This is a genomic window from Nocardiopsis sp. CNS-639 (assembly GCF_000381685.1).
In the GTDB taxonomy this organism is placed as follows: domain Bacteria; phylum Actinomycetota; class Actinomycetes; order Streptosporangiales; family Streptosporangiaceae; genus Nocardiopsis; species Nocardiopsis dassonvillei.
In genome coordinates this window covers 162,569-177,396 of record NZ_KB906860.1, presented here as the reverse complement: position 1 = coordinate 177,396, position 14,828 = coordinate 162,569, and the positions used below count along the sequence as shown (strand labels likewise).

At 67.8% G+C, this 14,828-nt stretch carries 11 protein-coding genes; 10 read left to right on the top strand and 1 reads right to left on the bottom strand.

Features of this window, described 5'->3' with window-relative positions; all coding sequences use genetic code 11:
* Positions 1-55 precede the first annotated feature (55 nt).
* A complete protein-coding gene (locus tag G011_RS0113450) occupies positions 56-421 on the bottom strand; it encodes a hypothetical protein (RefSeq protein ID WP_019608920.1) in 366 nt (121 codons plus the stop codon).
* Between the two features lie 275 nt (positions 422-696).
* Between G011_RS0113450 and G011_RS31130 the strand changes: the two genes are divergently transcribed.
* From G011_RS31130 to G011_RS0113395, 10 genes are all read left to right on the top strand, one after another.
* Entirely contained in the window at positions 697-1,737 is a 1,041-nt protein-coding gene (locus G011_RS31130) for a DNA cytosine methyltransferase (protein ID WP_026338276.1), read from the top strand.
* Positions 1,738-2,629: 892 nt separating this feature from the next.
* Positions 2,630-3,220 (top strand): hypothetical protein, encoded by a 591-nt coding sequence (locus G011_RS0113435; RefSeq protein WP_231391451.1) that lies wholly within the window; start codon positions 2,630-2,632, stop codon positions 3,218-3,220.
* 93 nt (positions 3,221-3,313) lie between these two features.
* Entirely contained in the window at positions 3,314-3,571 is a 258-nt protein-coding gene (locus tag G011_RS0113430; protein WP_019608916.1) for a hypothetical protein, read from the top strand.
* Between the two features lie 412 nt (positions 3,572-3,983).
* Positions 3,984-6,251 carry a hypothetical protein gene (locus tag G011_RS0113425; RefSeq protein ID WP_231391450.1) on the top strand — a complete coding sequence of 756 codons (2,268 nt, stop codon included), beginning with the start codon at positions 3,984-3,986 and terminating at the stop codon, positions 6,249-6,251.
* Positions 6,248-7,162 carry a replication-relaxation family protein gene (locus tag G011_RS0113420; RefSeq protein ID WP_019608914.1) on the top strand — a complete coding sequence of 305 codons (915 nt, stop codon included), beginning with the start codon at positions 6,248-6,250 and terminating at the stop codon, positions 7,160-7,162. Before G011_RS0113425 ends, G011_RS0113420 begins: the two co-directional genes overlap by 4 nt.
* A gap of 174 nt (positions 7,163-7,336) precedes the next feature.
* Complete coding sequence (locus tag G011_RS0113415) at positions 7,337-8,611, top strand: ParB/RepB/Spo0J family partition protein (RefSeq protein ID WP_231391449.1); 1,275 nt, start codon at positions 7,337-7,339, stop codon at positions 8,609-8,611.
* Complete coding sequence (locus G011_RS0113410) at positions 8,608-9,735, top strand: DUF4417 domain-containing protein (protein ID WP_019608912.1); 1,128 nt, start codon at positions 8,608-8,610, stop codon at positions 9,733-9,735. The genes G011_RS0113415 and G011_RS0113410 overlap by 4 nt, the downstream gene beginning before the upstream one ends.
* On the top strand, positions 9,732-10,076 hold the full coding sequence (locus G011_RS0113405; RefSeq protein WP_019608911.1) for a hypothetical protein: 345 nt from the start codon (positions 9,732-9,734) through the stop codon (positions 10,074-10,076). The genes G011_RS0113410 and G011_RS0113405 overlap by 4 nt, the downstream gene beginning before the upstream one ends.
* 62 nt (positions 10,077-10,138) lie before the next feature.
* On the top strand, positions 10,139-12,673 hold the full coding sequence (locus G011_RS0113400; protein ID WP_155979767.1) for a hypothetical protein: 2,535 nt from the start codon (positions 10,139-10,141) through the stop codon (positions 12,671-12,673).
* Between the two features lies 1 nt (position 12,674).
* Positions 12,675-14,825, top strand: a complete 2,151-nt coding sequence (locus G011_RS0113395; RefSeq protein ID WP_019608910.1) for a hypothetical protein — start codon at positions 12,675-12,677, stop codon at positions 14,823-14,825.
* The last annotated feature ends 3 nt before the right edge of the window (positions 14,826-14,828 follow it).

Genomic DNA, 14,828 nt, shown 5'->3' with positions numbered 1-14,828 from the left:
GGGAGCGAGCTGACGTTCAGTCCCTCACCTCCTGCTGAAGAAGCAACGTCGACTTCTACAGCAGGAGCTTGGGGCGCCAGCCCGACGCGCCCTGTTGCGGGAACATCTCGGCCATGCCCGCATACAGGGCGCTGGTCACAGGGTTGGGGCCGAGTCTGGTGGCGAGATCGATGACGCCGTCGAAGAGGTGCACGTCCTCGTATCGGGCGATGCCCGTGCAGCCGAGAAAAACGGTTGGCCCGTCCACACACTTCTCCAGGCTCTGGAGGAAGTGAGGGGATGCGCCAAAGCAAGCTCCCAAGACGAACACAGACGCGCTGATGCCGCTTCCCGTCTCATCCCGCAAGACCTCAGGGGTGAGCCGCAGACGACCGACCCGGGGCAGGTCCTCGTCGTAACCGTGGCCGTCGAGGATCAGCACATCCACATCCTGCCTCAACCGTCCAGGAAGGTCTGCCACAGGCGTCGGTGCCTCGACGCTGAGGTTCACTCCCGGTACCCGCCAGCGCTCTGCGAGGGCATGCAACCCGCTAGAGATCTTAGGTGCGTGTCCAGACACCAACAGGATCTCTATCGGTCGAGTGCTGCTGTTTTTCCGTTGATGCGTGATTTGGCCCTGATTCCGGGTCACAAGTTGCCTCTCTTTGGGCTTCTTCTCATTGCACGGATTCTGCGAAAACATACCGCAAGGGGAAGATGACTAACCGACAGGAATGGACTCTCGGGTCACTGTGTACCGGCTACGCCGGACTCGATCTGGGGGTCTCTGCGGCTTTGGGGCACACACGCACCCTCTGGTGCGCTGACCCCGACCCCCACGTCAGCACGGTGCTGCACCACCGCCTTCCCGAGGTGGCCAACATCGGCGACATCACCACAGCCGACTTCGTCGCGCTGGAGCGCCCCGACATCATCACGGCTGGCTTCCCCTGCCAGGACATCTCCGCCGCAGGACGGCGGCGAGGAATCACCGAAGGAACGCGCAGTGGCATCTGGTCCTACGTCGTGGAAGCGACTCGCACGCTGGAACCCCGACTCCTGTTCGTGGAGAACGTGGCGGCTCTGCGATGGAGAGGAGGGGGACTCGACCGCGTACTCGCAGACCTGGCCGCGATCGGGTATGACGCACGCTGGCTGTGCCTACGAGCAGCAGACGTGGGAGCGCCCCACAGCAGGGAGAGGCTCTTTCTGCTCGCCCATCCCCGAGCACGAGCAGGTGCCGTTGCTGCCCACGCCCCAGGCCAGGGACAGCGACCGCGGCGGCACCGACCCTGCCCGCCGACGACGCGCCGGACGCCAGGTCAACCTCACCGACGTCGTCTCCCAGTGGCCAACACCCTGTCTGAGCGGCACCGACGGCTGCTGCGCCGTACCAGCCTCGCTCAGAACACCGCACACCCCGCCCGAACAGAGCTAGACCACTCCAAGGTCCCAGCACGTCGTGCCTGCACGGCCCACACCATGCCCTGGGGCGTGTATGCGCCAGCGATCCAGCGGTGGGAACACGTGCTCGGTCGGGCTGCCCCTTGGCCCACGCAGCGAGGCCAGCGCGGGGGGTCGCGGCTCTCTCCGGCGTGGGTCGAATGGCTCATGGGCTTGCCCGAGGGGTGGGTGACCGGGTGTGGAATTCCTCAGCCGAGACAGCTCCAGATGCTGGGCAACGGCGTCGTTCCGCTGCAGGCAGGAACGGCATTCAGGACACTTGCGAAACGCCATGTCCGTCATTCTGTGATGTGATGTGGGGCGGGGAGTAAAGGCAACCTGAATCACGCATCCTGAGTCCTGGATTTCATCCACGGGGCGTCTCAAAAAAGGCGCCCCGTGGTAGACCCCGCGCTAGACCCCGCACTAGACCCGACACTAGACCCCGCACTAGACCCGACACTAGACACGCGACTTGACACAAGCATCCGCCGGAGAGGCCCACAAGCCCTACTGGTACGGGCTTGTCGTCGATCGGCAAGCGCCGACATCTTACTCTTTAAACAACCTCAGCCCGTCTGAAAGGTAATTTATGCACCGCACGATCAGCCACGGTGTTCCCAGTGAGTACAGTGCGCCGAAGGCGCTCCCCTTTATGCCACCTGAAGTCCTGTGGACCGCGCTGACAGCAACCCTCCTGTGCGTGTCCCTCCTGATCGCGATCTGTGTCCTTCGCCGAAAGCTCATCGCTAAGAACCTGAGTACCCGTGTGTCTTTTCGTCTTCTTCCCAGTCCTTTCTTCGAGCCTTCGGCCGAGGAGGTGGGGCGGGTGGCACACCAGCTCACCCGCACGCGCCCCGCCACCTGGTCGCTCCATCCTCGCGCAGGTAGCAGCGTCCGGGTGAGGCTCGCCACCGGCGAGGATGGGCGCCTGGTCTACTCCTGGAGCGGACCCAGAAGCGCTGAGTCGATCCTCAGCAGCCCGGCCTACCCGCACGTCGAAACGGACAGGGAAAACGCCCCAGGGGAGGAATGAGAGCCCAGGAGATGTCTCCCCGACAGCTCCTATCGAAATGGCAAGGGAGGATTCTCCGTGGCGCCAAATTCTCCCGTGGGATGCTTTGTCTTCCTCGCGCAAATGCGGTAGTATTGGTCTTGTCCGAAAGGGAGATTCGGGCAAAGCTGAGAATCGTATTTTGGAGGCAACATGACTCAGGAAAACCCCTGGAAGATCGTCGCTCCTGGTGTGCTGGAAGCACACGCCATCATCAGGCAGGTGGAAGATGGCTGGCTGGGAAGGCTGGACGGAAAGGGATTGCAGCCCGGAATCGCCACCGACAAGGTGAGTGAGATCCGCACTCACCTGGCGACGAAGGTGTGGGAGTACGCACAGGCGAACGACATTGGTGTGGCCCTGTCCGAGATCGAGAAGGTGCGTCTGTACTCCCGCGTCATCACCCGCCACGAGCGCGACGGGGAGCACAAGGGCGGTGAGTTCGCCATCGCGGCTGCGGCGGACCGGGGCACGGAGGGGTGGGTGCTGAGCACGCTGGGCGGGCGCATCTGCGCCACCCCGCAGGAGCGTGAGGCGGAACTACTCATGGGGATGCTCGGCGCGTCGGCGACGCCCCCCTGCCAGACGACGGCGGACAGCTTCGAGGAAGCCCGGGCGTCGCTCGCACAGACCATCCTCATGGAATTGGACTTCCACGGCGATGAGGTCATCGAGAACTGGTCCGCGCTGAACCTGACCGTCATCACACGCAAGACGTTCTCGGTGTCGTCTCTGGGCATCTGAGCGCCATAGCGGCGGGGGCGGGTAGGCGCCGGTGCCTACCCGCCCCCGCCGCTGGCACGTCACGGGTGCGATGTCAACGAAGGGAACAAACGCATGAGCCGCATTCCTTATCTCACCGCCACCAGTCTCAGCAGTGAAGCGCTGGCGACCAGCCTGCACGATCTTCAGGGCGCCGTCAGCCCCGCGACGACGGTCCGCGTCATCCGGCGCGTCAACAGCCAGATCACGCCCTACCTCTGGATTCCCGCTGACGCCACCGTGGTGGGGGCGCCCGACCTGGAGGACACGCCCACCCTCGATCAGGTGGAGGAATGCATCCTGGCAGCCCTCGAAGAAGTCCCCTGCACCTGACCAGTCCCGGGCCGATGAGACGTTGCGGCGGCCCGCGCCCACGAAAGAAGCCCTTGGCCTGCTCAAAAGCGGGCCAAGGGCTTTTGCTGTAGAGCGGTGCGTGCCGTTTGGGAGAGACACGCACCGCGGTGTTGGCCGAGAATCGCGGCAACACCACCAGTCTATCGGCCGCCCAGACATGCGGCCGGAGGTTCTGCGAGGGGAGCACATCCGCCCGGGAAAGGGGAGAGTGCTCCCCACCGGAGCGAGAGCCGCACGGGAGAGGGCGCCGGGTCATGTGCCGTGCGGGGTTGTCACATGCTGGCCGCGGGAGGGCTTGTTCGGGGTGAACGTTTCTTTCGAGCCGAGGACATCCTTCGTGACACCCTTTGAGGAACAACACACCCCACCTCCCACGTCCCGCATGTCCGGGGTGAAGTCGCATGTGGCGCGCGCCGAGCTCGTGCTTGCCCGTGACGCGCATCTGCCCTTGCGGGAGGTGCCGTTGCGCCCCGACCCGTTGCAGAGCATCGTTTCGGCTGTGGCCGCGGTGCGCCATGATCTGGGCGAGCACGCCGAGATCTGCCTGGACTTGTCCCCGGTGACACCTGCCCGGGTGGCCCACCTGATCGGCGAGGCCACGCACCCTGGTGGTGCAGGCGGCTGGTTGGGGCGGGCTGTGTCCTCCGCAGGCCGCGCACTGGCCTCCCTGACGGCGGAGTTGGTCGATGAGGTCGTGCCCGGTGCGACCGCGCCCCACGCCCCCGCTCCTCACGTGAGGGCGGACCAGCCCGTTCCTGCGGGCAGGAGCACCAAGTTCGCCTTCGGTGAGCCGGTCTTTTCCGCCCAGGTCCTCATCCGGGTGGAGAGCGAGATCCCGGGCCGGGCCCAGGCCCACCTGCACCAGATCATGTCGGCCCTGGACACCTACGCTGGCGACAACTACTGGAAGGCCGCCGGGTTCAACCTCGGCTTCCTCCACCTGGGCTCGGACGCCTGGCCCTGGCGCCGCAGGTTCGACGAGCGCATCACCACCGCCAGATTCGCGCCGCGCGCGCAGAACCTGGTGACCGCACGCGAGATCATGGGTCTGCTCAAGCCCCCCACCCGGCACTGCCACGGTCAGAACGTACTGCGCTCGGGAGGGTTGGTGCCCGCGCCGCCTACCACCTTGCCCACCTACCAGGGCCAGCCCGACGTGCTGCCGCTGGGCTATGCCCGGATGCAGGACGGCACCGAACGCCTCCTGGGCACACCGCTGGACGATCTCTTCTTCTCCTTCCGGATCGGCAAGTCCCGGTACGGCAAGACCGAGGTCGCCCTCGTACAGGCGGTGGCGTTGGCCCTGAGCGGGCACGGCGTGTGGTTCCTGGACCCGCACGCCGACGGTTGGCGCCGGGCCGCGGCGATGCTGACCAGCCCGGAGGTGCTCTCCCGGTTGTGGGAGATCGACCTGACCGTGCGCGGAACCGACGCCAAGGTCGCCGGCTACAACCCCTTGAGCATGCTGGGAGCCGAGCACATCGAGGATCGGGTGGACGCGGTCGTCACCGCCATCGCCAGCGCCTTGTCCTGGTCCGACACCGCCTCACGCGCCCGCACCATCTTGACCAAGGCGTGCCAGACCCTGTGCCACCTAGGACTGCTCCTGCCGCGCCAGGCCCAACCGACCCTGTTCACGATCCCGCGGCTGCTGACCGATGCCGAGTGGCGCGACCCGTTGCTGACCTTCGTGCCCGCGAGTCTGCGACGGTGGTGGAAGGACACCTACTCGCGCTACCCGGATGAGGCGACGCCGACCGTCACCAACATCATCGACCGGCTGGCGGCCTCGCCCACGCTGGCGGCGTTCTTTGGCTCCTCGCACGGCGCCTACGACGTGCGCCGGGCCATGGACGAGGGCAAGGTCGTCTTCTTGTGCCCTCCCGGCGGTGACGTCGGCAGGATCGTCAACTGCTTGTTGGTTTTCGATCTTTTCCGCGCGGGCAAGTCGCGCGGGGACGTGCCGCCACAGCAGCGCCGCCGCTACGACGTCATGGTCGATGAGCTCACCGCGATCGACGGCGCCTCCAAGGGCCACATCGCCTCGATCCTCGAACAGCTCGGCAAGTTCGGGATCCGGTTGCACGCCATGACCCAGATGGCCCAGCGCCTGTCCAAGCACACCCGCGACGCCCTCCTGCAGAACCAGAGCTTGCTCAGCTCCACCGCGGGCGAGGTCGACGCGGTCCGGGTCGTCACCCGCCAGTGGGCCAACCGGGTCCACCCCGACACCCTGGTCGACCTGCCCCGCTTTCACCACGTCGTGACCACCACGGTGGACGGCGAGACCACCTGGCCCTTCCGGATCCGCGGCCCCCTGCTGGACGAACTCTTCGCCGAGCACAGCCGCCCCGACCGGCTTGGCCTGCAACAGAGCGCGATCGACACCAACCTCAAACGACGCCGCGTGGGGGAGGTACTGGAAGAGATGGAAACCCTGGAAAGGCGCATCCACCTGGCTCTGGACCTGCCCGACCCCGATCTTGCGCAACCCAACAACGGCAGCAGCACAGGCACCGAACGCAACACCCCGGGCCGCCGTTCCGGAGCCGCAGGAGAGGGCAACACCACGTCTTTCGCCGATTCGGCCGAGCTCGACCAGGTCTCGACCGCACCTGTGAACGAAGACAGGTCCAACAAGTCGGGAGGTACGCGATGAGTATCGCCCCCATGCAGCTCAGCGGTGTTGCTCGCACGACGCTGAGCGTGCTCTACCAACACCGTCTGGCCACCACCTATCAGCTAAGGCGGCTGATCTCTCCCACCTCTCCCAACCGCCAGTACGTCTGGAGCGTCCTCAACGAGCTGCGCCGCTACGGTCTGGCCGACCGGGTCATCCCCCGTCCCCGTGAGCACCACCGCTGGTACCTGACCGCTGCAGGCGCCGAGGCCGCGGAGGAAGCTGTTCCCGGGGGCGCACGCCATTTTCGGATGAGCGCCCAGCGCGCGGCCGGGCCCCTGCAGCAGCACATGCTCGCCGTCGTGGACGTGGGCCTGGCCTTCATCGCCGGAGCCGCACAGCAGGGCGATGACTTTGGGCCCTTGGATTGGATGCCGGAGGTGGCGCACCGCTATCGCGGAGGCGACATGCGCTTTGAGGACACCCATCTGATCAGCGACGCCTTGGTGCACTACACCCGCGTCACCGCCAAAGGCAGCCGCCTGCCGGTCCAGGCCCTGGTGGAGGTGGACCGGGCGACGATGCCTGTGCCCCGCCTGGCCAGCAAGCTCGGCGCCTACGCCCGCTACTACGACTACGCGCCCCTGCCCAAGGGACAGCGCTCCGCGGCCAAACGCGCCGCCCAGCCCGCCTGGCGCACCCGCTACCCCCAGTGGCCTCGCGTGCTGGTGGTGTTGGACGGCGGGCAAAGACAGCTCCAGGAGCGCCGACGCATTGACCTGGCTGTCTACGCCTCCCACATGATGCACCTGGCCCATCCGCGGCCGGGTTTCTACATCGGTGCGGCCACCATGCACGATTTGCAGGAGCACGGTCCGCACGAGCCGATCTGGCTGAACCTGCTGCGCCCCGACGAGGGCTACACCAGCTTCTTGCACCGCGACCCCTAACCGCAGCCACCCGCGCTTTTCGCAACGTCTGGGGCCTGTGCCTGGTTATGGCCATGCACAGGCCCCAGACGTTGCCTGCCTTCCGCTGGTGCCTGTCGGTGCGCTCTGCGCTGCTTGTGGACGGTTTCGCGCTGGAGCTGTCACATGCTGGTGCTTGTCGGGCTTGTCCCTTGTATGAGCACTGATGACACCACCGTGCTGGGCGGCATCTCGGCCCTGATGGCCTCCCCACGCCTGCGGCAACGACGGATGGACTCCATCCCCCTGCGCGGGCCCAGCGCCCCCACCACCCTCGTGCAGGGGCGCCAACCCGGAGACACCACCACCCCAACCGAACTGTCGGACCTGATCAGCTCCATCGCTACCGTAGGGGTGCTCCAGCCCGTCCTGGCCGAAGAGATCCAGACCGAGGACGGCCCGCCGCGTCTGCAGCTGGTCACGGGGGAGCGGCGCCTGCGCGCGTGCCGGTGGGGCGCGGCGCACCTGCCTGAGAGCCCCCACTTCGACGCCTTGCCCGCGATCATCTGCCCGGGACCGCTGTCGGAGTCCGAGCGCCGCACCTGGCAGATCGTGGAGAACCTGGCCCGCGAGCCGTTGCGTCCCGGCGAGCAGGCCGCCGCTTTGTTGTGGCACCGGTGCGCGGTGCTCACCGCCAAGCTCCTGCACGCGGGCAAACCGGTCCCGGCTGAGGTCGACGCCCTCCAAGACCCGGTGCAGCGGTGGGAAGCCTTGGAGCGGATCCGCGGCCAGGACTCCTCCTGCGCTGCCCCCTGGACCGAGGTCCTCAACCGGCTCGGACTGCAACTGTCCGCGCGCAAGGCCCGCGAGCTCGTCGCGGCGTTCAAGGCCCTGCCCGCGCACCTGTCCGAGGAGATGGACGAGGAGAAGGTCCGTCTGGCCACCCGGATCCGCTTCGCGCGCCTGCGGGCGGGGCGGGCGGAGGCGGCCGATGAGATCTGGGCCGCGGTCAAAGCAGCCAAGAAGACGCCGGTGCTCGCCGCAGCCGTGCAAGCGGCCATGACCGATCCGCAGCTGTCGGCCCAGCAAGCGCTTGATCAGGCTGAGCAGGAGCGCGAGCAGGCCAACGACGCACGCGCCCAGGCGCTCAGCCGCGCTCACGTGGGTCTGCCCGAAGAGCTCCTCCAGGCCGAGCAGACCGCCGTCGACAACGACGGCTCTGTTCCTGGACCGGACGAAGCTCCAGCACACGCAGAGCACGAGGGCCCCGCCGCTCCGGTGCCCACACCGCCCACGCCGCCCTCCGGCGCTGGCGGCGGCCAGAGCGAGGCGGATGCCACCGCCTGCCTGAACGGTCTGCGCTCTCTGCTCGCCGAGCTGCGTTCCGGTCAGGTCCTGGGCCGCTACGCCCGCGGCTCTTTGCGCCTGCTCCTGGACGAACTCCATCCGCACCTGGACAACGACGGCTCCGAGGAGGACGACCAGACGTGAGCCCCATCGACCTACCCCTCCCCACCACCCAGATCCCCGTCCCCACCCGCGGCTGCGACTGCACCGCCTGCCCCTGGTGGGCTGGGCCCGACGGCACCGGCGGCCCGGTCACCGTCGAACCCCTGTGCTCGGGTGCCAACAGCGACTGCTCCTACTGCGGCTGTGCGTGCTCTGAGGCCGACGCCCCGGCCGGGGCGTGCGGGACCTGCCCGATCCGCTGCCCCTCGCGCGACAACCTGCGCGCGTGGATGGCCGATGTCGGCGGCACACTCGCCTTCGACGACATCGCCCTGCCCGACCGCGCTCTGCCCCGCCTGCCCGGCTACATCCCCCAGGTGGACGGCACCGCCGTCACCGCCCTGGACGAACACCTGACCTGGCCCGCCTACGCCGTCGGTCTGCGCCGGGTCTTCTCCCCGCGCTCACACACCATCTACCCGCGCTGGCGCGACGGCGCCCGCGCCCACGACCTACTCGGCCTGGCGCCCGGCCAACTCGCCGTGTTGAGCGGGTACGGGGAGGACCCGCTGGTGGAGGCGTTCTGGAGCTTGCGTCGACGCGACCGCCTCATCGAGCAGATCGCCGCCCAGGGCTGGGACCTGGTGCTGGCCTGCAATTACAGCATTTACGGCAACTGGCCCCGCATGGAACATCTGATCAACATGCGCCGGTCGTTGCTGTTGGCCACTGAGTTCGCCGAGGCCGGGCTGCCCACCGTGCCCAACATCTACTGGTTCCGCTTGGAGGACCTGCAGCGGTGGGCTGAATGGATCGAGGAGACGCGCCCTCCCGCGGTCGCCATCAACGCCCAGACCATGCGCACCGCCGCTGACTGGGACAGCTGGCTGCTGCCCGGCCTGTACTGGCTGGCCGCCCACATCCCCGCAGAGATGCCGGTGATCATCACCGGCCTGTCACGCCCCGACCGCATCAGTACCGCGGTCGAGCTGTTCGGGGAGCGGCTGACCCTGCTCAACCAGACCGCCCAGGCCTACGGGCTGCACGGTGAGGTCATGGGTCCCCAGGGCCGCCAGCGCGTGCACGCCACCACCCCGGACGCCTTCCGCTCCACCGTCCGCTACTTCGCATCCCTGATGCCCCGGTCCTCGGAGGTGCCCTCATGACCACCCCCACGCGGCGGTTGTTCGTGTTGCTCGTGTGGTCGGCCGAGCTGGGCCTGCCCGCCGACCCGGTGGGCGTGCTCGGCATTGAAGAGAACGCACAGCAGTGGGACTCCTACGTCTCCTGGGTGCCCGCGCGTGACGGGCGAGCCTGGCCTTGGCGCGAGCGCCTGCGCGCCGTGGACCTGCTCACCCCCCAGACGCTGGAGTACTGGCTGCACAGCGATGGCACCACGCACCTGATCGAGGAAGAGCAGGTGCCCCAGGCTCTGTCGCTGTCGCACCTGGTCGAGGGGTACCTGGACCAGGTGCTGGTGGACCTGGCGGTGGGGGAGGGGCGCTGATGGGCTCGGGCGGATCACAGACCCACACCACCTACACCACCGCCCCCACCGTCCAGGAAACGGTGACTGCCGACCTGGGGCCCGAGGTCGACCAGCTCGTGGAGGTGCTCAACGAACAGAAGAGCGAGGTCGGCGCGGACGGAACCGAAACCGGGCTCCCCGAGGGCCTGAGCGAGGCGGGCGCGGAGCACCTGGAGAAGTTCCACGAACTCCTTGAAGAGCTCCAGACCCTGCAGCAGGAGGGGCCTGAGTACTACGGCATGGTCCAGCCCTCCGACGAGGACGACGCACTGACCTGGTACGCCGCGTTGGAAAAGACCAACGAGGCGGCTGGCCACCACCTGATCAACGCCGTGGCCCAAGGCCTGCCGGGTGAGCAGGGTGAGGCGCTCAACGACCTCAAGGGCAAAGCCACCATGCAGGCGCTGGCCGAGCTGGATGAGGAACAGCTTCAGAAGATCGCCAAGGCGAAGGGGTTCTTGTATCCGGAGCTGGTCGGGCTCAACCACGCCCCGGGGGCCAACCACGCGCTGGTGCACTGGCTCGACCCGCACTACCTGCCCGAGGGGGAGTCCAAGGCCAAGATCCAGGCCAAAGCCCAGGAACGCTTCACCCAGCTGTGCGCGGGCCACACAGTCGCGGGTAAGACCTTGGCGGATGTGGACCACACCGGGTACGGCACCGGTGGGTGGACGGTGTCCCAGGAGCAGTACACGGCCCTGTGCTCCACCCTGGCCCAGCAAGCCGAGAACTTCCCCTCCCTGACCTCCGCCGAGCGCGCCCAGGCGCTGGCCGACATGGTCGACGCCGAGAACAAGATCTTCACCGCCTCCATCGACGGAATCGACACCGCCTCGTTGAGTGGTTCCAAGGCCGAGGCCACGGTCAAGGTCGACGAGGCCATGACCTGGTTCTTTCCCACCTCGACCGAGTTCAAGGCCGCCGTGCAAGCGGCCCAGCAGCAGGGGCACATCACCCCGGAGCAGGCCCAGGTTCTGCCCGGTGCGGCGGCCGTGCAGATGGGCCGGGCCTCGGTGCCGCAGGTGGAGAAGGACGACATCGTCGCGGTCGCCGACAAGCGCATCGCCCAGGTCGCCGAGGCCAAGATGTGGCACGACACCCTGATGGCCCCCGGCGGGCTCGTTGCCTTCACCGACGAGGGCAAGCTGACCATGCCCTCGGCCACGGACGGTAAAGCTCAGCCGGAGGAAGTGGTGTTGCTGGCCACGGCCGCGCAGAAGTACTTCGCGGCCAAGAAGGACACCTCAGGGTGGATGCTCAATGCCTCCGACACCGTCGGCTTGTACGCGCAGATCTCCGGAGCCGCTGCGCACGGCGACCCGCTGGCGCCCGACGATCTGACCAAGAAGTTCAAGGCCTGGGCGGTGGGGCAGGACAAGGACACCCTGGTCCAGGCCGCTCAGAAGCTGGGGATGGAGGGTGCGGCCTCAGCGACCAAGACCCAGGCCAAGAAGTACATCGCTGAGGTGTGGGGCACCGGCGCCTCTGGCGGTCTCGTCGGCGCGAGCACGGTGAAAGTACCCCCCGCCCCGGAGAAGAAGACACCCGCGCCTGCCCCGAGCCCGGCGGCGCCCGCGGCCCCGGTCAAGGCAGCAGCACCTTCCGCTGCGTCTGCGGCGGCTCAGACCAGCTTCGGTGGGCACCACGCCAAGCTTTTGGATGCCCTGAAGCACTACAGCGGCGCGGCTGTGGACGTGCCCAAACCGGTGGATGCCAAGGTCGTGGCCGCCCACGACTTCGGCGCCGGCACCTCCGCCGCAGGCCTGGGCGGCGTGCACTCCAAGTCCCTGCACACCGGTCCCGATGGCGGCCAGTGGCTGTTCAAACCCGACAAGAAGACCAAGGGGGCGCGGGCAGCGGCCGAGGCCGCCGCCTCCCAGGTCTTCCAGGCCGCCGGGGTCTCAGCCGTGCCCGTCTACACCGCCACGGTCGGCGGCCACACCGGCGCCGTCCAGCCCATGGTCAAGGGCGCCTCCGCCCTGGCCGCCGACCCCAAAGCGTGGACGCAGGCGGACGTGGACCACCTGGTGCGTGCCCACGTGCCCCAGTGGCTGATGGGCGACCACGACGGCCACCCCGGCAACGTGCTCAAGACCCCGTCCGGCGGGTTGGCCAACATCGACGGCGGTCAGGCCTTCAAGCACTACGGCGCCGACAAGCTCTCCGTGGACTACCACCCCAACGCCAGCTTCGGCGCCCCGCGGCCGGCCTACCAGCAGGCCTACCAGGCCGCCACCTCCGGCGGCCTCGCGCCGGGGGTGACGGTCAAGCCCGCGGTGGCCCACCCCGTGATCAAGAAGCTCGAATCCATCCCCGATTCCCAGTGGAGGGCCATGCTGCACACCACCGCCCACCAAGGGGCCAAGAACCCTGAGATCGGCTGGGTGCCGCACATGCGCCAGCGGGCCGCCGCCCAGCACAAGATCCCCGCCGACAAGGTCACCACCACACAGATCGCTGAGGCCTTCCTCGACCACGCCTGCGAGCGCAAGAACACCCTGCGCCAGTCCTTCACCGACTTCTTCGCCAAGGAGCTGAAGCTGCCCGGTGCCGACGCGCTCAAGTACGGGGCCTGACATGGGCAGCTCGGGAAAAACCACCCACACCACCTACACCACCGCCCCCACCTACCCGCTCGCCCCTGAGGAGATCGAGGTCGAGCAGGGCCAGGAGGCGTGGGGTGAGGACGTCACCGAACTCCTCGTCCCCGAACCGCAGGCCCCGGTGCTGGACGAAAGCCCCGTTGAGGACGCGGTCGAAACGGTCCTGCAAGACCAGAAACAGGAAAAGGAGGAAGACGCGCCGGGGGACGTGGCGGGGGACGTCGAACCCGTCCAGGGGGAGTCCCCAGACGTCCCCGAGACGTCCCCGGAGGCTGCGCCTGCTGAGATGGCCGACGCCGCGCTGCCCATCCCCGAAACACCGCCCGAAGGGGAGCCCGCCGGTGTGCCGGTGCTGGTCGGGGGCGCGGACCTGCAGGACTCAGCGGCCACCCTCATCTCCTACAGCCCCACCAGCACCGACGACGGTGGGCCTCGCGAGGTGCTGCTGACCACGCTGACCGAGGACGCCGAAGCCAAGCTGATGGACGCCCTGGCGCTGTCGGAGGAAAAGCTCATCCCGGTGCAGGTGGAGGAGGAGGTCCACGGCCGTCTGCCCATCGATGAGGACAAGCAGCTCTACGAGCTGGCGTCCAAGGCCGCGATCTCCATCAACAGCAGGCTCAAGAAGGGCGAGCCGATCCCGCCGCACACCCTGGACTACCTGGCCACCGCCCAGGGAGCGGTCAAGGAAGTGCTGGTCAACCCCGACTCCACCCAGGACGAGCTGGCCATGGCCGGGACCTACCAGGAGTGGTTGGAGGGGATGCAGCACCGCATCGACACCGCCGGGCAGGTGCCCTACAACGAGGGCGGCAAGGTGCCCAAGATCGACCCCTACGAGCACACCGGCACGGCGCTGGTCACCAAGATGATGCCCGCGCCCAGCGATGGGTCAGCCTCCGGTCTGCTGGCTGCCACGGTGCGCGACGCCAGTCGCATCGAGGCCAGCATCGACACCACCACCGGCACCACCAGCTGGGACGGCGCCTCCCGCTCCTACGCCAACGGCAAGGAGTACGCCATCGACCTGGGCCAGGGCTACACCGCCGTCTACCGGCCCTACGGTGCCAACGCCTCAGAAAGCCACGCTGAGTACAGCATGCGCGGCCAACTGGAGATCCACGCACCCCAAGGCGCCGGACACGGCCAGGACCTGGTCCAGCGACTGGGGGACCTGCACCTGGTCAACCGCGCCATGAACCAGAAGGAAGCCGAGTGGACCTACCTGGTCAACAACATCGACGCCCAAGGCCTGGGCAGCAAATCCGCGGTGAAGGAAGCCCTGGCCCAGGCCTCGCACCTGGAGGAGCTGCAGTTGCAGGAGTTCTTCCACACCCAGGCTCACCAGGCGGTGGGGCTGGACGCCGAGCAGTTATCGGGTCTGGCCAAGACGTGGCAACTCGAAGCCGCGGCCGCCTGCTTGCCCAAGAAGGTGCGTCTGGTCCGTGAGGCCGTCGCCACTTCCACCGGCTTCGCCGACGGCGCCGAGCTGGCCGCGAGCGCGGGCTATGACCCCACACCCAAGAAGACCGGTGGGTGGTTGACCTGGGGCCGGTTCGACCTGGGCAACAACAAGGCCGACCTGTCCACGGCGTGGAAGGGCAAGGCGCTGACACACAGCATCAACCAGGGCAAACTCGCCGCGATGCTCTCGACCGGGGTACTGGCCTCCACCGAACGCCGCGCCACCATGGGCATCTCCTTAGGCCTGGGCATGAGCGAGAGCGACGACAAGTACACCGGCGGCGCCAGCTCGATCTTCATGCGCGTCCGCAGTAGCGCCCAGGTCAAGCACGGCCCCCAACTGGTGTGGGACGACCCGCTCAAGATCGTGGACAACACCAGCGTCTACGGCTACAACTCCGACTCCTACGGCGCGATCAACCCCGACCACTACCACTACTCGGCCACGAAGATGACCAAGGACCCCGCCAAGATCGCCAAGTTCCACACCAGCGGCCAGAACGAAGTCATGATCCGCCACGGCCTGGACCTGCTCGGCGAACACGCCCCCAGCCGCATCCTGTGCTCCACCGCCAAGGAGCGCACCCAGGTCCTGACCGTGCTCAAAGCCAAGGGCATCGAGCACCTGGGCGGCAAGCCCATCGACCAGGTCGTGCAGTAAGCG